We start from the raw sequence: 22,200 nt of genomic DNA, 5'->3' as shown, positions 1-22,200 counted from the left end.
CCCCCGTCCGCCGTCGAGGACTCCTAGCCTGGGCGCACCCGAGCACCACTCGACAGCAACGGATCAGGAACAGATGGGGGAATCATGTTCCGACCGGCACGAGAACCACAGCGCAAACGCCATGTCCGCACCTCGTTCCACGTGGTCGGCGAGGGCATCCTCGCCGACCCCGGCGACGACCGCCCGGCCCGGCCGCTGGCGCCGTCGACCGTCGCCGATCTGCGCACCTTCCGTTTCTCCCGGCTGGGGCCGCAGGCCAAGGAGGGCCACCTGCTCGACAAGGCAGCCCGCGCCGAACTCGCCCGTGCGATGACGCAGGCCGGCCGCCCGCAGCCGGACTCGAACAATCCCGCGGTCCCGGCCGGCTTCACCTACCTCGGCCAGTTCGTGGACCACGACCTCACCCTGGACGCCACGTCCGCGCAGCTGGAGGACGACATCACCGTCGGCCAGCTCCTCCAGGGCCGCTCACCCGCCCTGGACCTCGACTCCCTCTACGGCCTCGGACCGGACCACCGCTTCGACCGCCGGTACTACGAGGACGACGGAATCCGGCTGCGGACCGGCATCACCCAGGGCCTGCCCGGCTCGGACGCGATCACCGGTCTGCCGCTCAACGGCTTCGACCTGCCCCGGACGGGCGCCGGTTCGCTGAAGTCGGAGCGCCGCCGGCCGCTGATCCCGGACCCGCGCAACGACGAGAACCTGATCGTCGCCCAGATCCACTGCGCCTTCATCCGCTTCCACAACCGGTTCGCCGGGGAGCTCGCCGACAAGGGCGTCTCCAGCGCCGTCCTGTTCGAGTCGGCGCGCGAGGCGGTCGTCAAGCACTACCAGTGGATGCTGCGCCACGACTTCCTGCCCCGGATCGTGGACGAGGCGATCCTCGCCGAGGTGTTCGCCAAGGGCCGCCGGTACTTCGAGCCGACCCCGCGGGAGCAGGACCGCCCCACGATGCCGGTCGAGTTCTCCGTGGCCGCCTACCGGCTGGGCCACAGCATGATCCGCGGCGCCTACAACTGGAACCGGATCTTCGACAACGGCGCGGGCACCCTGGCCCAGCTGTTCCGCTTCACCGGCACCAGCGGCATCCTCTCCCCGCCGCCGGCCGATCCGGCGGATCCCGAGGCCGGTGAGTTCGAACGCCTGCCCACCAACTGGATCGCCGACTTCCGGCGGCTGTTCGACTTCCGGACGGCGGGCCGGGACGACCTCGGGGTGCCCGACGCGCAGTTCAACATCGCCAAGCGCATCGACACCCTGCTGGTCAATCCGCTGGCCGAGCTGCCCCTGGGTTCGTTCGGCGGCCGCGGCCAGCCGCCCGCCGACGCCATCGAGCTGAACCTGGCCTTCCGCAACCTCACCCGGGCCAACATGATGCGGCTGGCGACCGGTCAGCAGATGGCCCGTCACCTCGACGTCAAGCCCCTGCTCGCCTCGGACTTCGACGACCGCGACGGGGCCCTGCTGAGCGACGGACTGCGCCGCAGGCTCGTCGACCACTGCCCGCTGTGGTTCTACGTCCTGCGCGAGGCCGAGGTGAACGGCGGCGGCCGGCTCACCGGCGTCGGCGGGCGCATCGTCGCCGAGGTGTTCCACCGCGCGATCGAGGGCAGCCGCCACTCCATCGTCCGTGACCCCTTCTGGCGTCCCTTCCTCAGCCCCGTGGAGGACCGCAGGAGCAAGGGCGTCTTCGAGATGACCGATCTGCTGCTGTACGCGTTCGAGGGGAGCGCCGACCTGCTCAACCCGCTCGGAACGTGAGCGGGCGGTGTCCCGCGGCGCGGAGCGGTGCGCGGACCGGGCGAACCGCCTTGCCCCAATGGCTCACCCGGACTGCCGCCGCTCCCGCCGCCCGTTAGCTTCGCAGGCATGCGTCCTGGTGTCGTCGCCGTCGTCTCCGTCCTCACCTCCGCCTGCCTGCTCGGACTCGCTCCGGCCGGGTCGGTCCCGCTGCCCGACCGCATGGCCGACACCGGCGGCGGCAGCCAGCTGATCACGGCCGTGGCACCGGGGACCGGTTCGACGACGGGCACACTCACCTGGTGGGACCGGCGCGACGGCCACTGGGTGCCGGCCGGGTCGGCGCCCGCCCGCTTCGGGGCGGCCGGCCTCGTCGAGGGCACCGCACGCAAGCAGGGCACGAACACGACACCGACCGGGCTGTACGACCTGCCGTACGCCTTCGGCATCGAGGCGGCACCGCCCGGGACGACCTACGCGTACCGCCCCGTGCGGCAGGAATCCTGGTGGTGCCAGGACGTCGACTCCCGCTCCTACAACCGCTGGAGCGAACCCCGCGCCGCCGACTGCCGCGCGACGGAGGCCGAGCACCTGGTCACCTACGGCAGCCGGTACGCCCATGCCCTGGTGATCGGCTACAACTACCGCGCACCGGTGCGCGGGCGCGGCGCCGGTATCTTCCTGCACGTCAACGGGGCTGGCCCGACCGCCGGTTGTGTGTCCGTACCGGCCGACGCCATGCGGGACGTGCTGCGCTGGGCCGAGCCCGGCAGCCGGCCGCACATCGCCGTGGGGACCGAGAGCGGGGACACCGCGATCACTCGCTACTGACCTGAACACACGGCCGCCCCGGCACGTATCTCTGGGCCAAGGGACTACGACACATCCGTTGCCCCCGTCCCCGGAGGAATCGTGACCACCACGCTCGCAGGCGGCCGTGCCGCCCGGCGTCAGACGATGCGCCGCATCCGCCCGCGTCGCTCCCCCGCCACCCTGCTGCTGATCGCCGTGTGGGCCGGTGCCGCCGGTGTGCTGTGGCTGTGGTGGGCCAACACCCCGTCCATCGCCGACACCACCAGCGGGATCGTCAACGCGGGCCGGATCACCGGGCTGCTCGCCGGGTACCTGATGGCGCTCGTGGTGCTGCAGATGGCCCGGGTGCCGGCGCTGGAGCGCCGGGTGGGCTCCGACCGCGTGGCGCGCTGGCACGCGATGACCGGCCGGTACACCCTCAGCCTGGTCCTCGCCCACGTCTTCCTCATCATGTGGGGCTACGCCCTCCAGGCCGGAAAGGGCCTCGGCGACATCGTCCGGCAGACGGTCGACTCCGTCACCCAGCTGCCGGACATGGGCAAGGCCGCGATCGGCACCGGTCTGCTGCTGCTGATCGGCCTGGTCTCGATCGGCGGCATCCGGCGCAGGCTGCCGTACGACACCTGGTACCACGTGCACCTGATGACGTACGCGGCGGTGTTCCTGACGTTCTGGCACCAGATCAGCACCGGCAACGACTTCGCCGTCGAGCCCGCCGCGAAGACCTTCTGGTACGGGCTGTACGGCACGGTCACCGCGCTCGTGATCTGGTTCCGGATCCTCACTCCGATCCGGCTGAACATGAAGCACCGGATGCGGGTCGAGGCGGTCATCGAGGAGACGCCGGGGATCGTGTCGGTGCTGATCCGCGGGCGCAAGCTGCACCGGATGGGCGCGGAGGCCGGGCAGTTCTTCCGCTGGCGGTTCCTGGCGCCGGGCATGCGGTTCAGCTCGCATCCCTACTCGCTGTCGGCGGCGCCCCGCCCCGAGATGCTGCGGATCACGGTCAAGGCGATCGGCGACCACAGCAGCCGGCTGCGCGAGCTGGTGCCGGGCACCCGGGTCTGGGCGGAGGGGCCGTACGGCGCCCTCACCGCGTCCCGGCGCAGCCGCGGCAAGGTGCTGCTGGTGGCGGGCGGCGTGGGCATCACCCCGATGCGGGCGCTGTTCGAGACGCTGCCCGGTGCGTCCGGTGACCTCACCCTGCTCTACCGGGCCAACAGCACCCAGGACCTGGCCCTGTGGGACGAGCTGGCCGCCATCGCCGACGAGCGGGGCGCCCGGCTGATGTACGCGGTCAACAGTCCGGGCGGCGCGCGCCCCGACATCTCCGCGGAGTCCTTGTGCCGGAAGATCCCGGACATCGAGCGCCACGACGTGTTCCTGTGCGGGCCGCCCGGCTTCGCGCAGTCGGTGTACGAAGCACTGCGCGGCGCGGGGGTTCCCGCCCGCCGTATCCATCACGAGTCGTTCGAGATGTGAGCGACGGGTCGTCAGGAGAACGGCAACCATGAAGAAGAACCACCCCGTTCGGCGTGCCGTGCTCGTCACCGCCGCCACCGTGTCCGGCATCGTGCTGCTGCTGACGCTCAAACCGGCCTCCGACCCCGGCTCCGCGGCCGCGGTGGGCGGTGCCGCGCCGGGGCAGACGGCCGGGGCCGGACAGTCCCCGCAGGGCGGCGCCCGGGACGCGGCCAACGGCATCGTCGACGGCGACGTCGCACAGACCCAGTACGGGCCGGTGCAGGTGCGGCTGACCGTGAGCAACGGCAAGATCACCCGGGCCGAGGCGGTCCAGGCGCCCAGCGGCGGACGCAGCACCGAGATCACCGCCGACGCCGTACCGCAGCTCAACGAGGCGACGGTGGCCGCCGGCAGCGCCGACATCGACGCCGTCTCCGGCGCCACCTACACCAGCGGCGGCTACAAGCAGTCCCTCCAGTCCGCCCTGGACCGGATCCGGGCGGGCGGCGGCGCGGGAGGGGGCTCCGGCAGTGCCGGGGACCAGGGCTCCGGCGGCGCGGGGCAGGGTGCCGGGAACGCCGGCGAGCAGGGCTCCGGCGGGGAGGCGGGGCAGGGCTCCGGCGGGGAGGCGGGGCAGGACGCCGGCGCCGCCGAGGCCCGTACGCTCACCGGCGCTGTCGCGCAGACCGAGTACGGCCCTGTCCAGGTCCGCGTCACCGTCCAGGGCGGGAAGATCACCCGGGCCGAGGCGGTCCAGGCGCCCAGCGGCGGACGCAGCACCGACATCACCGCCGACGCCGTGCCCCGGCTCAACAAGGCGGCGGTGGCCGCCGGCAGCGCCGACATCGACGCCGTCTCCGGCGCCACCTACACCAGCGGCGGCTACAAGCAGTCCCTCCAGTCCGCCCTGGACCAGGCCGGTGGCTGAGCCGGTGACCGAGCCCGCACAGGCGCCCGCCGCGGTGCGCCGGGTGGAGGAGGCGATGGGGACCGTCTTCTCCTTCGACGTCCGCGGCGGGGATCCCGGCACGGTCCGCACGGCCCTGGACGAGGCGGTCGCCGGTCTGCACCGGGTCGACGAGGTGTTCAGCACGTACCGCGACAGCAGTGAGATCTCGCGGCTGGCGCGCGGCGAACTGACCGTCGAGGAGTGCGATCCCGACGTCGCGCGGGTCCTGGAACTCGGCGCCGAGGCGGAGCGGACCAGCGACGGCTGGTTCAGCATGTCCTACCAGGGCCGCCTCGATCCGACCGGCATCGTCAAGGGCTGGGCCGTCGAACGGGCAGCGCGGCGGCTGGCGGCGGCCGGGGTGACGGGGGTGAGCGTCAACGGCGGCGGTGACGTCCAGCTGCTCGGCGTCCCCGGACCGCACCGGCCGTGGCGGGTGGGTGTGTCGGACCCGTTGCGGCCCGGCGGGCTGGCGGCCGTGATCTCCGCCGCCGGGCTGGACGAACTGGCCGTGGCCACGTCCGGCACCGCAGAGCGCGGTACCCACATCGTCGACCCGCGCACGGGCAAGTCCGCGGTCACCGACCTCGTCGCCGTGACGGTGGTGGCGCCCCGGCTGACCTGGGCGGACTGCTGGGCCACCGCCGCGTTCGCGATGGGCTCACGGGAGGGCCTGGCGTGGCTGGAGTCGCTGCCCGACGTGGAGGCCCTGCTGATCACAGCGGGCGACGAGGTCCGCTGCACGGGCGGACTGGCGGCCCGGTTGGGCTGAGGACGGCTCGCCGGCCGGCTGAGCACGGCTCGCCGGCCGGCTGAGCACGGGCTACCGGCCGGGTGGGCTGAGCACGGGCGCACCGGTCGGCCGGACTGAGCACGGGCTCACTGGCCGGGCCGGGCTGAGCACGGGCGCACCGGCGGTGAGCGAGCCGCACGGGGCGCCCGGCCGCCCGCCTCAGCCGGGCACGGGCGGACCGGCCGTCCGTCCGCGTCCCGCCACCCCTCTACGCCGCCCGCCCTCCCGGGCCGAGCACAGTCACGTCGTTCCGCCCGCCGTGGCGCCGACCAGCCAGCACGCGGCCGTGAAGCGGACCTCCGTGTCGTGCACGTAGGGCGCGAAGGCGGCGAGGAGTGCCTCGACGACCCGCGCCCGGGTCCGCTCGTCCACGCCGGGCAGGACCCGGCCGACCGGGCCGAGCAGGGTGACGTAGCGCTCCAGATCCTTCGCGGGCATCACGCACTCGACGTCGACGGGCTCCGTGTCGACGCCGGTCCAGCCGCCGTCCTCCAACACGCCGCGGATACGCTCCGCCCGGGCGAAGGCGAACTGGCCCGGCGCGTCCGGCTCGCGGCGCGGCAGGTCCGGCAGCAGCGGGGCCGCGGCCCGTTCGGCCGTGGTCATGAAGGGGTTGTCGTCGGGGCCGCGCCAGACGACCAGCCGGAGCCGGGCACCCGGCCGCGCCGCGCGGCGCAGATTGGCGAACGCCCCGGCGAAGTCGTCGAAGAACATGACGCCGAAGCGCGAGACGACCAGGTCGAAGGAGTCCGGTTCGAAGGCGTGGGTCGCGGCGTCGGCCCGGACGAACCGCGCCGGTACGCCCTCCCGCTCCGCGCGCGCCCGGGCGGCGGCGATCATCGGCTCCGCGATGTCGACCCCCACGCAGTCTCCGCCCGCGCCCGCCCGCCGAGCCGCCGCGACCGTCGTGGCGCCCGTGCCGCAGCCGACGTCGAGCACCCGTGAGCCGGGCCCGGCCGCTTCGGCGACCAGCGTTTCGAGCGGCTTGTACACCTGGTCGATCAGGTCCTGCGTGGCGACCCAGTTGCGTCCGGCGACCCCGTTCCACAGCGCCTTCTGTCCGTCGTCCGCCCCGCGCGCGGCGTCCATGGCCGTCTCCCTTCCCTCGCCCTGTCCCTCACCCCGGAAATACCGGTGGTCGTACGGTGCCAGGTCACGGCGACCCGAGGTCGAGGAACCGGGCGATCCGGACGGCGCCGCGGGCGGCCGGGCGGGGCGCCGTACGGCCGGGGAGCGGGCTCAGTGACCGTTCTGGGCCAGTCGCAGCAGGTGCGCGGCGAGCGCCTGCCCGCCGTCCGGCTGCCGGCTGATCAGCAGCACGGTGTCGTCGCCGGCGATCGTGCCCAGGATGTCGTGCAGTTCGGCCTGGTCGATGGCCGAGGCCAGGAACTGGGCGGCGCCCGGCGGGGTGCGCAGGACCACGAGGTTCGCGGAGGCCTCCGCGGAGATCAGCAGTTCCTGCGAGAGGCGCCGCATCCGCTCCTCCTTGGCCGACTCCCCGAGCGGTGCCCGGGGAGTGCGGAAGCCGCCCTCGCTGGGCACGGCGTAGATGAGGTCGCCGTCGGTGTTGCGGATCTTCACCGCGTTGAGCTCGTCCAGGTCCCGGGAGAGCGTCGCCTGGGTGACGGTCAGCCCGTCGTCCGCGAGGAGCTTCGCCAACTGGCTCTGGGAGCGCACCGGCTGCCGGTTGAGGATGTCCACGATCCGGCGGTGGCGTGCGGTGCGGGTCTGCGGCACGGCAGGCCCTGCGTGTCCGTGGTCCTGCGCGTGACTCATCGTCGTCTCATTCTCCGGCTAGTCCGTCCCCGTGCGCTGCGTCGAGGATGCCGGGCAACGCCTGGAGAAGCGCCTCCACTTCGTCGTCGCCGAGGTTCAGCGGCGGCATGAGCCGTACGACATCGGGGGCGGGCGCGTTCACCAGGAAACCGGCGTCCTGGGCCGCCTGCTGCGCCTGCGGCGCGAGCGGCTTGCTGAGCACGATACCCAGGAGCAGGCCCGCACCCCGGACATGGGCGACCAGCGGGTGTCCCAGGGACTCGATTCCGTCCCGCAGCCGCTCGCTCTGCCGCTTGACGTTGTCCAGCAGGCCCTCGTTCGCGATGACGTCGAGGACGGCGAGTCCGGCGGCGCAGGCGACGGGATTGCCGCCGAAGGTCGTGCCGTGGTGTCCGGGCTGCAGCAGGTCGGCGGCGCGGCCGAAGGCGACGGTGGCGCCGAGCGGCAGCCCGCCGCCGAGCCCCTTGGCGAGTGTGACGACATCGGGCAGTACGCCCTCGTGCGCCTGGTACTCGAACCAGTGCCCGGTACGGCCGATGCCGGTCTGCACCTCGTCGAGGACCAGCAGGGAGCCGGTCGCGGCGGTGATCGCCCGCGCCGCCTTGAGATAGCCGGGGGGCGGGACCACGACGCCGTTCTCCCCCTGGACGGGTTCGATGACGACCAGGGCCGTGTCCTCGGTGACCGCGGCGGCCAGTGCCTGCGCGTCGCCGTACGGGACGTGGGTGACGTCGCCGGGCAGCGGCCGGAAGGGCTCCTGCTTGGCGGGCTGGCCGGTGAGCGCGAGGGCGCCCATGGTGCGGCCGTGGAAGCCGCCCTCGGTGGCCACCATGTGGGTCCGCCCGGTGAGCCGGCCGATCTTGAAGGCGCCCTCGTTGGCCTCGGCGCCGGAGTTGCAGAAGTAGACCTTGCCGTCCCGGCCGAAGTGCTGGAGCAGCCGTTCGGCGAGGGCGACGGGCGGTTCGGCGATGAAGAGGTTGGAGACGTGGCCCAGCGAGGCGATCTGTTCGCCGACCGCCGTCACGACCGCCGGGTGGGCGTGGCCCAGCGCGTTGACCGCGATGCCGCCGACGAAGTCGAGGTACTCCGTGCCGTCGGCGTCCCACAGTCTGGTGCCCTCTCCGCGGACCAGCGCGAGCCTCGGGGTGCCGTAGTTGTTCATGAGCGCGCCCTGCCACCGCGCGGTGAGTTCCTGGTTGCTCATGACGGCTCCCCCTCGTGCTCGTCGGGCACGACCATCGTGCCGATGCCCTCGTCGGTGAAGATCTCCAGCAGGATCGAGTGCTGGACCCGGCCGTCGATGACGCGGGCGGTGGTCACGCCGTTGCGTACGGCGTGCAGGCAGCCCTCCATCTTCGGCACCATGCCGGAGGACAACTCCGGCAGCAGTTTTTCCAGTTGGGAGGCGGTGAGGCGGCTGATCACCTCGTCCGAGCGGGGCCAGTCCTCGTAGAGGCCCTCGACGTCCGTGAGGACCATGAGGGTTTCGGCGCCCAGCGCAGCAGCGAGTGCCGCAGCCGCCGTATCAGCATTGACGTTGTAGACATGTCCGTCGTCCTCGGAGCGGGCGATCGAGGAGACGACCGGGATGCGGCCGTCGGCGAGCAGTGCCTCGATCGCGCCCGTGTCGATCGCGGTGACCTCGCCCACCCGCCCGATGTCGATCAACTCGCCGTCGATCCGGGGCTGGTGCTTGGTGGCGGTGATGGTGTGCGCGTCCTCGCCGGTGAGGCCGACGGCGAGCGGTCCGTGCCGGTTGAGCAGCCCGACGAGCTCGCGCTGGACCTGTCCGGCCAGCACCATGCGGACCACGTCCATGGCCTCCTCGGTGGTGACGCGCAGGCCCGCCTTGAACTCGCTGACGATGCCGTGCCGGTCGAGGGCCTTGCTGATCTGGGGACCGCCGCCGTGCACGACGACGGGCTTGAGGCCCGCGTGGTGCAGGAAGACGACGTCCTGGGCGAAGGCTGCCTTCAGGTCCTCGTCCACCATGGCGTTGCCGCCGAACTTGATGACGACGGTCTTGCCGCGGTGCCGGGTCAGCCAGGGCAGCGCCTCGATGAGGGTCTGCGCCTTGGGCAGGGCGGTGTGCTTCCTGGTGGTCATGAGGAGTACGCGCTGTTCTCGTGGACGTAGTCGGCGGTGAGGTCGTTCGTCCAGATGGTGGCGGTCCGCTCGCCGGCCGCGAGGTCGGCGAGGATGTGCACCTCGCGGAAGCGCATGTCGACCTGGTCGCGGTCCTCGCCGACGCCGCCGTTCTTGCACACCCAGACGCCGTTGATGGCGACGTTGAGCCGGTCCGGCTCGAAGGCGGCCGAGGTCGTGCCGATCGCGGAGAGCACCCGGCCCCAGTTGGGGTCCTCGCCGTGGATGGCGCACTTGAGGAGGTTGTTGCGGGCGATGGAGCGGCCCACCTCGACGGCGTCGTCCTCGGTCGCGGCGTTGATCACCTCGACCTTGATGTCCTTGCTGGCGCCCTCGGCGTCCCGGATCAGCTGCTGCCCGAGGTCGTCGCACACGCTGCGCACCGCCTCGGCGAACTCGGCGTGGTCCGGGCTGACGCCGGACGCGCCGGAGGCCATCAGCAGCACGGTGTCGTTGGTCGACATGCAGCCGTCGGAGTCGACGCGGTCGAAGGTGGTCCGGGTGGCGGCGCGCAGGGCCCGGTCCAGTACGTCGCTGTCGAGGTCGGCGTCGGTGGTGAGGACGACCAGCATGGTGGCGAGGCCGGGGGCCAGCATGCCGGCGCCCTTGGCCATGCCGCCGACGGTCCAGCCGTCCTTGGTCACGACGGACGTCTTGTGGACGGTGTCGGTGGTCTTGATGGCGATGGCGGCCTTCTCGCCGCCGTGCTCGGAGAGCTGGTCGGCGGCCGTGGCGACGCCCGGGAGCAGCTTGTCCATCGGCAGGAGCACACCGATCAGGCCCGTCGAGCAGACCGCGACGTCGGCGGCGCCGAGGCCGAGCACCTCGGCGGCCCTCTCGGCGGTGGCGTGGGTGTCCTGGAACCCCTTCGGTCCGGTGCAGGCGTTGGCACCGCCGGAGTTCAGGACGACCGCGGAGATCTGCCCGCTCTTGAGGACCTGCTCGGACCACAGGACCGGTGCGGCCTTGACCCGGTTGGAGGTGAAGACGCCCGCGGCGGCGCGGCGGGGCCCGGTGTTGACCACGAGGGCCAGGTCCGGGTTCCCGTTCTCCTTGATGCCTGCTGCGATGCCGGAGGCGGTGAAGCCCTGGGCAGCGGTGACACTCACGGTGCGACTCCGATCGTGGAAAGTCCCAGCTCCTCGGGCAGTCCGAGGGCGAGGTTCATGCTCTGTACGGCACCGCCCGCGGTGCCCTTGGTCAGGTTGTCGATGGCGCTGATCGCGATGATGCGGTTCGCGGCGGCGTCATGTGTGACCTGCACCTGAACGGCGTTCGAACCGTGGACGGACGCCGTGGCGGGCCACTGCCCCTCGGGCAGGAGGTGGACGAACGGCTCGTCGGCGAAGGCCTTCTCGTAGGCGGCGCGCAGGGACTCGGCGGTGACGCCCTCGCGGGCCGTGGCGCTGCAGGTGGCGAGGATCCCGCGCGGCATCGGGGCGAGGGTCGGCGTGAACGACACCGTGACGGGCTCGCCCGCCGCCGCGCTGAGGTTCTGGATCATCTCGGGCGTGTGCCGGTGGACGCCGCCCACGCCGTAGGGCGACATGGAGCCCATGACCTCGGAGCCGAGCAGATGCGGCTTCGGCGTCCTGCCGGCGCCGGAGGTGCCGGACGCGGCGACGATCACGGCCTCGGTCCCGGCCAGCCCCGCGGCGTACGCCGGGTACAGGGCGAGGGAGACGGCGGTCGGGTAGCAACCGGGCACCGCGATGCGCTTGGACCCCTCCAGCGCGGCGCGGGCGCCCGGCAGTTCGGGGAGGCCGTAGGGCCAGGTCCCGGCGTGCGGGGAGCCGTAGAACCGCTCCCAGTCGGCCGCGTCCTTCAGCCGGAAGTCGGCGCCCATGTCGACCACCAGGACGTCGGGGCCGAGCTGCTCGGCGACGGCCGCGGACCGGCCGTGCGGCAGGGCGAGGAAGACGACGTCGTGAGCGGCGAGCACATCGGCGGTGGTCTCGCTCAGCACACGGTCGGCCAGCGGCAGCAGATGCGGCTGAAGTGCGCCGAGCCGCCGGCCGGCGTTGGAGTCGCCGGTCAGGGCGCCGATCTCGACCTCGGGGTGCGTCAGGAGCAGACGCAGCAGCTCTCCGCCCGCGTATCCGCTCGCTCCGGCCACGGCCGCGCGTACCGTCATGGAACCCTCCTCCTGGATGGCATGACTATACGTTTCGCTGCACGTTTATGCAACGCTCCGCGGGCCGCCGGACGCCATCCGGGTGTACCCCATACCCCCTAGGGGTATAGTGTGTGGTGTGGACGGGGAGCCCGGGGAACCCGAGCCCTCCGCTGACCGGCCACACATACACGACCCGAGGAAACCACCATGACCGTCGAGGCGAACTCCGGCACCCGGGACACCGCCCGCGGTGCCGTCGCCGAGGCCGGCCGGGAGACCGCGGGCCGCGTCCGACGCTCCCGCCGGGACCCGCCGCGCGACGACACCGCGCATTCACTTCCGCGCCGGGACGCGTCGCTCCGCTGATACGGACGCTGCGCGCCCCGGCCTCCCCCAGGAGATACGCAATGACCAGCACGGCTCCCGAGAAGGCGCCGCCCGGCACGGTGCCGGTGCCCACCTCCCGGGTGGAGCTCTCCATCGGCGGCATGACCTGCGCCTCCTGCGCCGCCCGCGTCGAGAAGAAGCTCAACCGGATGGACGGCGTCACGGCGACGGTCAACTACGCCACGGAGAAGGCGAAGATCTCCTATCCGGCGGGCGTCGAGGTCGCCGACCTCATATCCACCGTGGAGAAGACCGGCTACACCGCCGAGGAGCCGCCTCCCCCCGACACCGGCACCACGCCCGGCACCGAGACCCCCGCCGCGGCGGACGGCGAACCGCTCTCCCTGCGGCAGCGGCTGCTCGTCTCCCTCGCCCTGTCCGTGCCCGTGGTGCTGATGGCGATGGTGCCGACCCTCCAGTTCGACAACTGGCAGTGGCTCTCGCTGACCCTGGCCGCCCCCGTCGTCGTCTGGGGCGCCCTGCCGTTCCACCGGGCGGCGCTCGTCAACGCCCGGCACGGTGCCGCGACGATGGACACGCTGGTGTCCATCGGCACGCTCGCCGCGCTCGGCTGGTCGCTGTGGGCGCTGTTCTTCGGACACGCCGGCATGCCGGGGATGCGGCACGGCTTCGAGTTCACCGTCTCCCGCGCCGACGGCTCCTCCGCCATCTACCTGGAAGCCGCGGCCGGCGTCACCGTCTTCATCCTCGCCGGGCGCTACCTGGAGGCGAAGTCCAAGCGCCGGGCGGGCGCGGCGATGCGCGCGCTGCTGGAGCTGGGCGCCAAGGACGTCGCCGTGCTGCGCGCGGGACAAGAGGTGCGGATCCCGGTCGGGCAGCTGGCGGTCGGCGACCGCTTCGTCGTGCGGCCCGGTGAGAAGATCGCCACCGACGGCACCGTGGTCGAGGGCGTCTCGGCCGTCGACGCCGCCATGCTCACCGGCGAATCGGTGCCGGCCGACGTGACCGTCGGGGACGCCGTCACCGGTGCCACCGTGAACGCCGGGGGCCGGCTCGTCGTCGAGGCGACCCGAGTCGGCGCGGACACCCAGCTCGCCCGGATGGCCCGGCTGGTGGAGGACGCGCAGAACGGCAAGGCCGCCGTGCAGCGTCTCGCCGACCGGATCTCCGGGATCTTCGTGCCGATCGTCCTGCTGATCGCCGCGGGCACGCTCGGCGCCTGGCTCGGTGCCACCGGCGACGCGACCGCCGCCTTCACCGCGGCCGTGGCCGTCCTGATCATCGCCTGCCCGTGCGCGCTGGGACTCGCCACCCCGACGGCGCTCATGGTCGGCACCGGACGCGGGGCGCAGCTCGGCATCCTGATCAAGGGACCCGAGGTCCTGGAGTCCACCCGCCGGGTCGACACCGTCGTCCTGGACAAGACGGGGACCGTCACCACGGGCCGGATGACGCTCCAGGACGTGTACGTCGCCGAGGGCGTCGACGAGACCGAACTGCTGCGCCTGGCCGGCGCGCTGGAGCACGCCTCCGAGCACCCCGTCGCCCGGGCGATCGCCGCCGGGGCGATCGAACGGGTCGGCGGCCTGCCCGTACCGGAGAACTTCGAGAGCGTCGCCGGCCTCGGCGTCCAGGGCGTCGTGGACGGGCACGCGGTGCTGGTGGGACGCGAGAAGCTGCTCGGCGAGTGGGCCGTCGAGCTGCCGCCGGAGCTGGCCGGGGCCAAGGCCGCGGCGGAGACCGAGGGGCGTACCGCGGTGGCCGTGGCCTGGGACGGCCGGGCGCGCGGTGTCCTCACGGTGGCCGACGCGATCAAGGACACCAGTGCCCGGGCCGTCGCCGAACTGCGCGCGCTGGGGCTGCACCCGGTCCTGCTGACCGGCGACAACCGGCTGGTCGCCGAGTCCGTGGCACGGGCCGTCGGGATCGACGAGGTGATCGCGGAGGTGCTGCCCGAGGACAAGGTGGCGGTCGTCGAGCGGCTCAGGGCCGAGGGCCGTTCGGTCGCGATGATCGGCGACGGCGTCAACGACGCGGCCGCCCTGGCCACCGCGGACCTCGGCCTGGCCATGGGCACCGGCACCGACGCCGCCATCGAGGCCGGTGATCTGACCCTCGTCCGCGGCGACCTGCGCGTGGCGGCGGACGCCATCCGGCTCTCCCGCAGGACGCTGTCCACCATCAAGGGCAATCTGTTCTGGGCTTTCGGCTACAACGTCGCCGCCCTGCCCCTGGCCGCGGCCGGCCTGCTGAACCCGATGATCGCGGGTGCGGCGATGGCGTTCTCGTCCGTCTTCGTCGTCACCAACAGCCTGCGACTGCGCTCCTTCAAATAGTCCGAGCCGGCCGCCCGGCTCCACGGTGTGTCCCCGCCGTGGAGGCGGGCGGCCGGCATGGTGAGCTGTTCGCCACGGCGTGCCCCGGCCGGCACCGGGAACGGCAGGATGGGAAGGGCGAGGCGGCGCCAGGGATCGTCGCCGGCGACGGGCGGGACGGAGAGCGGGACGGGATGGGTGAGTTCTGGCCGGTACGGGATGTGCTGGCACATCTGGCCGGGCACTGGCGGGTCGGACGTGACGTGCGGGATCTGGCGAGCGGCGACCACGGGGAATTCACCGGCACGACCGTCTTCGGCCCGCTGGACGGTGGCGGGCTGCTGCACGAGGAGAGCGGCACGTTCGTCTGGCGGGGCGTGCCCCGGCCGGCCGAGCGCACCCTGCGCTTCCTGCCGGGGCCGGTGCCCTCCGCGGCGGACGTGCGGTTCGCGGACGGCCGCCCGTTCCACGACCTGGACCTGGCGAACGGACGGCACGTCGCCGACCATCCTTGCTCGGCCGACCTCTACCGGGGCGAGTTCACCGTCCGCGACCGGGGCCACTGGCGGACCGTCTGGCGGGTCCGCGGCCCGGCGAAGGATCTGGTGCTGACCACCGACTACATCAGGGTGGACTGAGCCGCGCCCGCGTCGAAGCGCAGATTCCAGCGGCCGGCGTGACCGGTGACGGTGGTGGTCGACAGCGGGCGGACGTCGAGGTTCCAGTACGTCGCGGGCGGAGCCTTCAGGGCGTACACCAGGGCGGCGCGGATCACGGAGGGCTCGGCCACGGCGACGATCCGGCCGCCGTCCTCGCCCGGCCGGGTGTCGAGCCAGCTGCCGACCCGGCCGATGAAGGTCAGCAGCGACTCACCGCCGTGCGGCAGGGAGCGCGGGTCGGCCAGCCAGGCGTCCACGGCGTCCGGCTCGCGCGCCATCGCCTCACCGAGGGTCAGCCCCCGCCACCGGCCCATGTCGCAGTCCCGCAGCGCGAGTTGCACCAGCGGGGCGTAGCCGAGGGCGTCGCCGGTCGCGCGACTGCGCGGCGTGGGCGAGCAGTAGCGCAGCTCGGCCGCCGCGAGCGGCACGAGGCCGTGGGCGACGCGCTGCACCTCGTCCCAGCCCGCCTGGTCCAGCGGCCGGTCGTCCTCGAACCGCTCGCCGAGCAGCGAGGAACCGCGCGCCGCGGCGACGAATGTGACCCGAACTGCCATGTGGGGATCGTGTGCCGGGAGAGTGCGCAGGTCAAGAGGTATTGGCGAAACCTTACTGGAAGGTCAGGATCAGCCGGACAACTGCCGCCAAACGCCTCACTCGAAGAGGAGCGCCATCCACTGGTCGGGCCGTTCGAGCGGGGCGAATCCGGCCTTCTCGTACACCGTGTGCGCATCGTGCGTGGCCAGCAGCACACGCCGCACCCCGTACAGCCGCATCCGCTCCCGTACTGCTTCGGCCAGCGCCGTGCCGATCCCCTTGCCCCGCACCGACGGATCGACGTACACATCGCACAGCCAGGCGAACGTGGCGTGGTCGGTCACGATCCGGGCGTACGCCACCTGCTCGCCCGACACCGCGTCGTACACGCCGAAGTTGACCGAGCCGGCGATGGCGCGGTCCTGCTTCTCACGGGAGCGTCCGACCGCCCAGTACGCGTCGGTCGACAGCCACCGGTGCACCCGCCCGGCGCCGATGCGGTCGGGGTCGTCGGAGATCTCGTAGCCCTCGGTCATGCCGGGAGAATCGCAGGCGCCGGGGCCGGCGTCGAGGGATTTTCGCCGTGGTCACAGCAGCTCGTCGCAGGCCGCCCGCAGCCGCCGCACCCCCTCCGTGATCTCGCCGGTGCCCGCCACCGCGGCGAAGCTCAACCGGACGTGGCCCGCCGGGGGTTCGGCACTGAAGTACGGGCGGCCCGGTGCGATCGCGACTCCGGCGCGCAGGGCGGCGGCGGTGAACGCCGACTCGTCGGTCCCGTCCGGCAGCCGCAGCCACAGGTGGTAGCCGCCCGACGGGACGTGCGGCAGCGCGAGTTCGGGCAGCCGCAGGCGCAGCGCGGACGTCATCGCGTCCCGGCGGACCTTCAGCTCGGCCGCGACGGTCCGCAGGTGGCGCGGCCAGGCGGGCGAACCGACCAGTTCCAGCGCGGCCTCCTGGAGCGGCCGGGGCACGAAGAAGGTGTCGACGACCTGGATGGCGCGCAGCCGTTCCAGGACCGGGCCCCGCGCGGCCAGGGCGCTCACCCGGAAGCTGGGCGAGGTCGCCTTGGTCAGCGAACCGACGTGCACGACGACGCCGTCTGGATCCTCGGCGGCCAGGGGACGCGGCAGCGGCGGCGCGTCCGCGTGCACCAGCCGCCGTACGAAGTCGTCCTCGACGACGAAGGCACCGGCCTCCCGTGCGATGCGCAGCACCTCCCCGCGCCGTTCGGGGGCGAGGACGGCGCCGGTGGGGTTCTGGAACAGCGGCTGGCAGACGAAGACGCGGGCGCCGCTCGCCCGGAACGCGTCGGCGAGCAGCGCGGGCCGCACACCGTCCGCGTCGACGGGCACCGGCAGCGGTCGCAGCCCCGCCGCTCGGGCGATGGCCAGCATGCCCGGGTAGGTGGGCGACTCGACCAGGACGGGGGCGCCGGGCGGGGCGAGCGCGCGCAGCGCGGTGGTCAGCGCGGTCTGCCCGCCCGCGCTGACCAGCACGTCGGCCGGGCCCACGGTGTCGCCGATGCTGCGGGCGAACCACTCGCGCAGCTCCGGCAGCCCCTCCATCGGCGGTCGCCCCCAGGCCCCGGGACGGCGCCCGGCCCGGGAGAGCGCGGCGGCCATCGCCCGCTCCGGCTGGAGGGAGGGGTGCAGATAGCCGCCGTTGAACTCGATCACGCCGGGCGGCGGAGCGGCCAGCGAGACGAGCACGCCGGAGGCGTCCACCGAGCGCGGTACGACCTCGGTGGACGCGTCCGCGCTGAGGGCGACCTCCTGCCAGGAGGTGTCGCCCTGGGCCGCGCCGCCGGCCCGGGGCCGGGCCCGGAAGGCACCGGCGCCCGGCCGGGTCACGACGAGCCCTTCGGCCGCCAGTTGCGCGAGCGCCCGGGAGACGGTCACCGGGCTCACCCGGAACCGTTCGACGAGCACCCGGCTCGACGGGAGCTTTCCACCCGGAGAGTAGTGGTTCAGCTCGCTCCGCAGCTGGTTCGCCAGTTCACCGACACTGCTACGCTCTTGCATGAGAGCACAGAGTAGCGCTATCGCCCCGACCGCGATAGCGGTCAGCGGTACACCGAGGTCCCCCTCGGGCACCGTGCAGGCCGCCCTCGGCGTCACCGCCTTCTCCCTCACCTTCCCCGCCACCGCCTGGGGCCTGGAGGGCTTCGGCCCCTGGTCGCTGGTCGCCGTGCGCAGCGTGCTCGCGGCGTTCCTCGCGGGAGCCTGTCTGCTGCTCCTGCGCGTCGCGCCGCCGGCCCGGTCCCACTGGGCCGGCCTCGCGGTGGTCGCCGCCGGTGTCGTCGTCGGCTTCCCGCTGCTGACCACGCTCGCCCTGCGGACCTCCACCACCGCGCACGCCGCGGTCGTGGTCGGCCTGCTGCCGCTGACCACCGCCGTGATGTCCGCGCTGCGCGTCGGCGCCCGTCCCTCGCGCACCTTCTGGGCCGCGGCACTGGTCGGCGCGGCGGCGGTGCTGGTGTTCACGGTGCAGCAGAGCGGCGGCGCGCTGTCCAGCGCCGATCTGTACCTGTTCGCCGCGCTGCTGGTGTGCGCGGCCGGCTACACCGAGGGCGGGCGGCTGGCCCGGATCATGCCGGGCTGGCAGGTGATCGGCTGGGCACTGGTGCTCTGCCTGCCGCTGACCGTGCCGGCCGCCGCGGTGGCCCTGGCGCACGAGCCCGTCCGGCTCACCGCGCACAGCGTCGCCGGGGTGATCTGGGTCGCCGCGGGCTCGCAGTTCCTCGGCCTGGTGGTCTGGTACCGGGGCATGGCCGCCATCGGCATCCCCCGGGCCAGCCAGTTGCAGTTGGCCCAACCGCTGCTCACACTGGTGTGGTCGGTGCTGTTGCTGGGCGAACACGTGACAGTGGCCGCTCCGGTGACGGCCGCGGCCGTGCTGGTCTGCATCGCCGTCACGCAACGGGCGCGGAGCTGAGGCCGCACGAGCCGGTACCGACGGGTCCTGACCGCCGTAGACTCAAAAGGCCAGGGACCGCCGCTTCCGCTGTCCGTGACATGGTGAGGAGGCCCCAGATGCACGCAAGCGTGGGCGACCAGCTTGTTCAGCACGGCAGGGTGGTCGGCCAACACGACAAGGTCGGCGAGATCGTCGAAGTGATGGGCCGCGAGGGCAACCCCCCGTACCGCGTCCGCTTCCAGGACGGGCACGAAGGCGTGTGCTCACCCGGCCCCGACACCGAGATCCGGCACAGGGAAACCTCCGGACGGTGATTCAGCGCGGGGGCATCGCCGACTGCTGGTAGTGGTCGGCGACGACCCGCGCCATCGCGCCCTTGGCGTCCTTCGCCACCTCGGTGGCGGCGAAGAAGACATGCCCGCGGACCTCGGGGTGGGCGCGGGCCAGCGTCAGGTGCCGGGACAGCTCGGCCACGTTCTGCAAGGCCGCGGGCTGCCCGGCGGCACCGGCCCGGTAGAGCGCCTCGCCCACGTAGAGCTGCGTGCGGGTCCCCTTCACCGTCTGCGCCCACCAGGGCACCAGTTTGGCGTAGTCGGCCGCGGCGTTGCCGATGTGCCAGTACAACTGCGGGCACACGTAGTCGATCCAGTTCTCCCGCACCCACTTGCGGGTGTCCGCGTAGAGATCGTCGTAGGTCTGCAGGGCCCTGGTGTCGGAGCCGCGCGGATCGGTCTCGGCGTTGCGCCAGACCCCGAACGGGCTGATCCCGAACCGGGTGCCGGGCCGGACGGCCTTGATGCCGGCCGCCGTGTCGCGCACCAGCCGGTCGATGTTGTCGCGCCGCCAGTCCGCTCTGTTCGGGAACGCGCCGCCGTAGGCGTCGTACGCGTCGTCGTCGTCGAAGGTCTGGCCCGCGATCGGGTACGGGTAGAAGTAGTCGTCGAAGTGAACCGCGTCCACCGGATACCTGGCCACCGCGTCGAGCATCGCCTTCTGAACGAAGGCGCGCACGTCGGGCACGCCGGGGTTGTAGTAGAGCCTGCCGCCGTGCGCCACCACCCAGCCGGGGTACTTCCGGGCCGGATGCGAGGCGACCAGCTTCTTGGGGTCGGTGTGGATCGCCACCCGCAGCGGGTTGAACCAGGCGTGCAGCTCCAGCCCCCGCGCGTGCGCCTCGGTGACGGCCGTGCCGAGCGGGTCCCAGCCGGGATGCCGGCCCTGGGTGCCGGTGAGGTACTCCGACCACGGCTCGTACGGCGAGGGCCACAGCGCGTCGGCCATCGGCCGCACCTGGAAGATCACCGTGTTGAGGCGGCGGCGCACGGCCGTGTCCAGCTGGGCGATCAGTTCGGCGCGCTGCTGCGCCGCCGTCAGCCCGGTCCGGGACGGCCAGTCGCGGTTGGTCACGGTCGCCAGCCACATGCCCCGCATCTGTGCGGCCGCGCGCGGCAACAGAGGTGCCGCGCCCGCTTCCCTACCCGCCACGAGGGTGGACAGTGCGGCCAGCGTGAACGCCCGACGTGACAGCCGTGCCATGAAGGAACCACCCCATACGCTGCGGATCCGCACCGTCACGGATCGTCTCCGCGGCCAAGGATGCCCCCACCCCGACGATCGATCATCGATACTTACGGGTAACGTGCACGAACGGAGCAGGCGCCGTAACCCGGTGGACCTGCCGTCTGCGTAGGGCTCAGCGAAGGGGACGATGGTGACCGGCTTCTCGGGTGATATTGCGCGCGTCGGAGTGGTGGGCTGCGGCCAGATGGGAGCAGGCATCGCCGAGGTGTGCGCCCGCTCCGGGCTGGAGGTGAAGGTCGCGGAGACCACCGGCGAGGCCTTGGAGATCGGCCGCACACGGCTGTTCAACTCGCTGAGCAAGGCCGCTGAACGGGGGAAGATCTCCGAGGAGGAGCGGGAGACCACCCTGGCGCGGCTGACCTTCACCACCGACCTCGGCGAGTTCGCCGACCGGGATCTGGTGATCGAGGCCGTCGTCGAGAACGAGCAGGTCAAGACCGAGATCTTCCAGGTGCTCGACCAGGTGGTGACCCGCCCCGACGCGATCCTGGCCTCCAACACCTCCTCCATCCCGCTGGTGCGGCTGGCCGTCGCCACCGCGCGGCCGGACCAGGTCATCGGCATCCACTTCTTCAACCCGGCGCCGGTCCAGCAGCTCGTGGAGCTGATCCCGGCGCTGACCACCTCCGAGGGCACGCTGAGCCGTGCCCAGCTGTTCGCCGAGAAGGCGCTCGGCAAGCACGCGATCCGCGCCCAGGACCGCTCCGGTTTCGTCGTCAACGCGCTGCTGATCCCCTACCTCCTCTCCGCGATCCGGATGTTCGAGTCGGGTATCGCGAGCCGCGAGGACATCGACAACGGCATGGAGATGGGCTGCGCCCACCCGATGGGCCCGCTGAAGCTGTCCGACCTGATCGGCCTGGACACGGTCGCCTCGGTGGCGCAGAGCATGTACGACGAGTACAAGGAGCCGCTGTACGCCGCTCCCCCGCTGCTCCAGCGCATGGTCGACGCGGGCCGCCTCGGCCGCAAGAGCGGCTCCGGCTTCTACACCTACGGCTGATCACACAACGTGACGCCCCGCGGGCCCGGCACCGGAACAGGTGCCGGGCCCGCGGCATTCACACACCGTGTGCGCAGTGGGCCCGCATATGCCTGTCGCACACTCTCCCCACACGCCCACCAGGCGAGTTCACTCATCATGCGCATGCAAGGGACGTGAGACGACTACGGAAAGGAGCGGTCCGTGACCGCCGATCCCGAGCATTCCGTCGCCCGAGGAGAGCTCGCAGAGTTACGACGCCGGCTCGATGTGGCCTACGCCCGCGTCGAGGGCGGGCTGGCACTGCTCGCCCACCGCACCGAGGAGACCGCCAAGGAACTGGACGATCTGAGCACCCGGCTGACCACCCTGGAACACGCCCGCTGGCCGCTGGCCTCGGTCGCGGCGCTCACCGCCGTGGGCGCCCTGGTCGTGGCGGTCTGGCAGGCGCTGGCGCGTTAGCCCACGGTGTCCTGACCGAGCCTGAGGTGGTGCAGTAACAGCAGCGCGGCCGCCATGTTGGCGGCCGGGACCTCGCCGCGGGCGACCAGATCGGGGACGAGCTTGAGGGGGACCCATTCCCTGCGGTCCGACTCGAAGTCGTCCACGGGGTGCCCGATGTACTCACCCTCGTCCGCCCAGTAGATGTGGTGCCGGGCGTCGGTGAGTCCGTTGGACGGTTCCACGCTCATGAGGTGGCGCAGGGGTCCCGGCCGCCAGCCCGTCTCCTCCTCCAGTTCCCGGGCGGCCGCCACGGCGATGTCCTCGCCGTCCTCGACGACGCCCGCCGCGAGTTCCCATCCCCAGCTGTCGGTGATGAAGCGGTGGCGCCACAGGAGGAGGACCTCATTGGCCTCGTTCACCACGGTGGCCACGGCAACGGGCCGCAGCCGTATCAGGAAGTGGTCGAGATGCCGTCCGTCCGGCAACTCGACATCCGCGAGATTGACGCTGAACCAGCGGTTTTCATACACAGTCTGTTCGCTCTGTTTCGTCCACTGCACGGTTCTGCCACCTTCCGCCGAGTAAGTGGCAATATCGCAGCAGGAGCGGTCCGACAGCAGGC

General features: G+C 72.6%; 23 protein-coding genes. 12 read left to right on the top strand and 11 right to left on the bottom strand.

Annotated elements, in window-relative coordinates:
- Window positions 1-84: 84 nt before the first annotated feature.
- From DN051_RS30790 to DN051_RS30770, 5 genes are all read left to right on the top strand, one after another.
- Entirely contained in the window at window positions 85-1,764 is a 1,680-nt protein-coding gene (locus DN051_RS30790; RefSeq protein WP_112440026.1) for a peroxidase family protein, read from the top strand.
- 108 nt (window positions 1,765-1,872) lie between these two features.
- Window positions 1,873-2,574: a L,D-transpeptidase family protein gene (locus DN051_RS30785; RefSeq protein ID WP_053759770.1), complete on the top strand. Its 702-nt coding sequence runs from the start codon at window positions 1,873-1,875 to the stop codon at window positions 2,572-2,574.
- An 81-nt stretch (window positions 2,575-2,655) separates the two neighbouring features.
- The gene (locus tag DN051_RS30780) at window positions 2,656-4,038 is read left to right on the top strand and encodes a ferredoxin reductase family protein (RefSeq protein WP_053759769.1); all 1,383 of its coding nucleotides are present in this window, start codon (window positions 2,656-2,658) and stop codon (window positions 4,036-4,038) included.
- A gap of 28 nt (window positions 4,039-4,066) precedes the next feature.
- On the top strand, window positions 4,067-4,948 hold the full coding sequence (locus DN051_RS30775) for an FMN-binding protein (protein WP_112440024.1): 882 nt from the start codon (window positions 4,067-4,069) through the stop codon (window positions 4,946-4,948).
- Complete coding sequence (locus tag DN051_RS30770; RefSeq protein ID WP_053759767.1) at window positions 4,941-5,741, top strand: FAD:protein FMN transferase; 801 nt, start codon at window positions 4,941-4,943, stop codon at window positions 5,739-5,741. Before DN051_RS30775 ends, DN051_RS30770 begins: the two co-directional genes overlap by 8 nt.
- Before the next feature lie 261 nt (window positions 5,742-6,002).
- Here the strand turns inward: DN051_RS30770 and DN051_RS30765 are convergent, their stop codons facing one another.
- From DN051_RS30765 to argC, 6 genes are all read right to left on the bottom strand, one after another.
- The gene (locus DN051_RS30765) at window positions 6,003-6,851 is read right to left on the bottom strand and encodes a class I SAM-dependent methyltransferase (RefSeq protein ID WP_112440022.1); all 849 of its coding nucleotides are present in this window, start codon (window positions 6,849-6,851) and stop codon (window positions 6,003-6,005) included.
- Window positions 6,852-7,001: 150 nt separating this feature from the next.
- Entirely contained in the window at window positions 7,002-7,538 is a 537-nt protein-coding gene (locus DN051_RS30760) for an arginine repressor (RefSeq protein WP_053759765.1), read from the bottom strand.
- A 7-nt stretch (window positions 7,539-7,545) separates the two neighbouring features.
- Window positions 7,546-8,742: an acetylornithine transaminase gene (locus tag DN051_RS30755; protein WP_112440020.1), complete on the bottom strand. Its 1,197-nt coding sequence runs from the start codon at window positions 8,740-8,742 to the stop codon at window positions 7,546-7,548.
- The gene (gene argB, locus DN051_RS30750) at window positions 8,739-9,644 is read right to left on the bottom strand and encodes an acetylglutamate kinase (protein ID WP_053759763.1); all 906 of its coding nucleotides are present in this window, start codon (window positions 9,642-9,644) and stop codon (window positions 8,739-8,741) included. The genes DN051_RS30755 and argB overlap by 4 nt, the downstream gene beginning before the upstream one ends.
- A complete protein-coding gene (argJ, locus tag DN051_RS30745) occupies window positions 9,641-10,792 on the bottom strand; it encodes a bifunctional glutamate N-acetyltransferase/amino-acid acetyltransferase ArgJ (RefSeq protein WP_112440018.1) in 1,152 nt (383 codons plus the stop codon). The genes argB and argJ overlap by 4 nt, the downstream gene beginning before the upstream one ends.
- On the bottom strand, window positions 10,789-11,817 hold the full coding sequence (gene argC, locus DN051_RS30740) for an N-acetyl-gamma-glutamyl-phosphate reductase (protein ID WP_053759761.1): 1,029 nt from the start codon (window positions 11,815-11,817) through the stop codon (window positions 10,789-10,791). The genes argJ and argC overlap by 4 nt, the downstream gene beginning before the upstream one ends.
- Before the next feature lie 189 nt (window positions 11,818-12,006).
- Between argC and DN051_RS45165 the strand changes: the two genes are divergently transcribed.
- The 3 genes from DN051_RS45165 to DN051_RS30730 all read left to right on the top strand — a co-directional run bounded on the left by DN051_RS45165 (window position 12,007) and on the right by DN051_RS30730 (window position 15,100).
- Window positions 12,007-12,165 (top strand): hypothetical protein, encoded by a 159-nt coding sequence (locus DN051_RS45165; protein WP_159054097.1) that lies wholly within the window; start codon window positions 12,007-12,009, stop codon window positions 12,163-12,165.
- A gap of 41 nt (window positions 12,166-12,206) precedes the next feature.
- Window positions 12,207-14,483: a heavy metal translocating P-type ATPase gene (locus DN051_RS30735; protein WP_112440016.1), complete on the top strand. Its 2,277-nt coding sequence runs from the start codon at window positions 12,207-12,209 to the stop codon at window positions 14,481-14,483.
- A 173-nt stretch (window positions 14,484-14,656) separates the two neighbouring features.
- Window positions 14,657-15,100 carry a DUF6314 family protein gene (locus DN051_RS30730; protein ID WP_112442527.1) on the top strand — a complete coding sequence of 148 codons (444 nt, stop codon included), beginning with the start codon at window positions 14,657-14,659 and terminating at the stop codon, window positions 15,098-15,100.
- On the opposite strand, the gene DN051_RS30725 is transcribed toward DN051_RS30730, so the two are convergent.
- The 3 genes from DN051_RS30725 to DN051_RS30715 form a co-directional block, all read right to left on the bottom strand.
- Window positions 15,082-15,675 carry a histidine phosphatase family protein gene (locus DN051_RS30725; RefSeq protein ID WP_053759759.1) on the bottom strand — a complete coding sequence of 198 codons (594 nt, stop codon included), beginning with the start codon at window positions 15,673-15,675 and terminating at the stop codon, window positions 15,082-15,084. The two genes, DN051_RS30730 and DN051_RS30725, sit on opposite strands and share 19 nt — an antisense overlap.
- 96 nt (window positions 15,676-15,771) lie before the next feature.
- A complete protein-coding gene (locus DN051_RS30720; protein ID WP_112440014.1) occupies window positions 15,772-16,191 on the bottom strand; it encodes a GNAT family N-acetyltransferase in 420 nt (139 codons plus the stop codon).
- A gap of 51 nt (window positions 16,192-16,242) precedes the next feature.
- A complete protein-coding gene (locus tag DN051_RS30715; RefSeq protein ID WP_053759757.1) occupies window positions 16,243-17,676 on the bottom strand; it encodes an aminotransferase-like domain-containing protein in 1,434 nt (477 codons plus the stop codon).
- On the opposite strand from DN051_RS30715, the gene DN051_RS30710 reads away from it, so the two are divergent.
- Together DN051_RS30710 and DN051_RS30705 are read left to right on the top strand one after the other, a co-directional pair.
- Window positions 17,675-18,589 (top strand): DMT family transporter, encoded by a 915-nt coding sequence (locus DN051_RS30710; protein ID WP_112440012.1) that lies wholly within the window; start codon window positions 17,675-17,677, stop codon window positions 18,587-18,589. The two genes, DN051_RS30715 and DN051_RS30710, sit on opposite strands and share 2 nt — an antisense overlap.
- 98 nt (window positions 18,590-18,687) lie before the next feature.
- Window positions 18,688-18,885 (top strand): DUF1918 domain-containing protein, encoded by a 198-nt coding sequence (locus DN051_RS30705; RefSeq protein WP_053759755.1) that lies wholly within the window; start codon window positions 18,688-18,690, stop codon window positions 18,883-18,885.
- A 1-nt stretch (window position 18,886) separates the two neighbouring features.
- Here the strand turns inward: DN051_RS30705 and DN051_RS30700 are convergent, their stop codons facing one another.
- The gene (locus DN051_RS30700) at window positions 18,887-20,107 is read right to left on the bottom strand and encodes a glycoside hydrolase family 10-like protein (RefSeq protein ID WP_112442525.1); all 1,221 of its coding nucleotides are present in this window, start codon (window positions 20,105-20,107) and stop codon (window positions 18,887-18,889) included.
- Window positions 20,108-20,279: 172 nt separating this feature from the next.
- On the opposite strand from DN051_RS30700, the gene DN051_RS30695 reads away from it, so the two are divergent.
- Both DN051_RS30695 and DN051_RS30690 read left to right on the top strand, forming a co-directional pair.
- Window positions 20,280-21,155, top strand: coding sequence for a 3-hydroxybutyryl-CoA dehydrogenase (locus tag DN051_RS30695; RefSeq protein ID WP_162624990.1), 876 nt, complete (start codon window positions 20,280-20,282; stop codon window positions 21,153-21,155).
- 183 nt (window positions 21,156-21,338) lie between these two features.
- Complete coding sequence (locus DN051_RS30690; protein WP_053759754.1) at window positions 21,339-21,596, top strand: hypothetical protein; 258 nt, start codon at window positions 21,339-21,341, stop codon at window positions 21,594-21,596.
- Here DN051_RS30690 and DN051_RS30685 read toward each other — a convergent pair.
- Entirely contained in the window at window positions 21,593-22,138 is a 546-nt protein-coding gene (locus DN051_RS30685) for an NUDIX hydrolase (RefSeq protein ID WP_053759753.1), read from the bottom strand. The two genes, DN051_RS30690 and DN051_RS30685, sit on opposite strands and share 4 nt — an antisense overlap.
- Window positions 22,139-22,200: the final 62 nt, after the last annotated feature.

Source organism: Streptomyces cadmiisoli (genome assembly GCF_003261055.1).
Taxonomy (GTDB): domain Bacteria; phylum Actinomycetota; class Actinomycetes; order Streptomycetales; family Streptomycetaceae; genus Streptomyces; species Streptomyces cadmiisoli.
This window is presented reverse-complemented; position numbering and strand designations above follow the sequence as displayed.

Coding starts and splice junctions, on each gene's coding strand:
- DN051_RS30790 (WP_112440026.1), top strand. CDS start 85: ATGTTCCGACCGGCACGAGAACCACAGCGCAAACGCCATGTCCGCACC.
- DN051_RS30785 (WP_053759770.1), top strand. CDS start 1,873: ATGCGTCCTGGTGTCGTCGCCGTCGTCTCCGTCCTCACCTCCGCCTGC.
- DN051_RS30775 (WP_112440024.1), top strand. CDS start 4,067: ATGAAGAAGAACCACCCCGTTCGGCGTGCCGTGCTCGTCACCGCCGCC.
- DN051_RS30765 (WP_112440022.1), bottom strand. CDS start 6,851: ATGGACGCCGCGCGCGGGGCGGACGACGGACAGAAGGCGCTGTGGAAC.
- DN051_RS30760 (WP_053759765.1), bottom strand. CDS start 7,538: ATGAGTCACGCGCAGGACCACGGACACGCAGGGCCTGCCGTGCCGCAG.
- DN051_RS30755 (WP_112440020.1), bottom strand. CDS start 8,742: ATGAGCAACCAGGAACTCACCGCGCGGTGGCAGGGCGCGCTCATGAAC.
- argB (WP_053759763.1), bottom strand. CDS start 9,644: ATGACCACCAGGAAGCACACCGCCCTGCCCAAGGCGCAGACCCTCATC.
- argC (WP_053759761.1), bottom strand. CDS start 11,817: ATGACGGTACGCGCGGCCGTGGCCGGAGCGAGCGGATACGCGGGCGGA.
- DN051_RS45165 (WP_159054097.1), top strand. CDS start 12,007: ATGACCGTCGAGGCGAACTCCGGCACCCGGGACACCGCCCGCGGTGCC.
- DN051_RS30735 (WP_112440016.1), top strand. CDS start 12,207: ATGACCAGCACGGCTCCCGAGAAGGCGCCGCCCGGCACGGTGCCGGTG.
- DN051_RS30730 (WP_112442527.1), top strand. CDS start 14,657: ATGGGTGAGTTCTGGCCGGTACGGGATGTGCTGGCACATCTGGCCGGG.
- DN051_RS30725 (WP_053759759.1), bottom strand. CDS start 15,675: ATGGCAGTTCGGGTCACATTCGTCGCCGCGGCGCGCGGTTCCTCGCTG.
- DN051_RS30720 (WP_112440014.1), bottom strand. CDS start 16,191: ATGACCGAGGGCTACGAGATCTCCGACGACCCCGACCGCATCGGCGCC.
- DN051_RS30710 (WP_112440012.1), top strand. CDS start 17,675: ATGAGAGCACAGAGTAGCGCTATCGCCCCGACCGCGATAGCGGTCAGC.
- DN051_RS30715 (WP_053759757.1), bottom strand. CDS start 17,676: ATGCAAGAGCGTAGCAGTGTCGGTGAACTGGCGAACCAGCTGCGGAGC.
- DN051_RS30705 (WP_053759755.1), top strand. CDS start 18,688: ATGCACGCAAGCGTGGGCGACCAGCTTGTTCAGCACGGCAGGGTGGTC.
- DN051_RS30700 (WP_112442525.1), bottom strand. CDS start 20,107: ATGGCACGGCTGTCACGTCGGGCGTTCACGCTGGCCGCACTGTCCACC.
- DN051_RS30695 (WP_162624990.1), top strand. CDS start 20,280: ATGGTGACCGGCTTCTCGGGTGATATTGCGCGCGTCGGAGTGGTGGGC.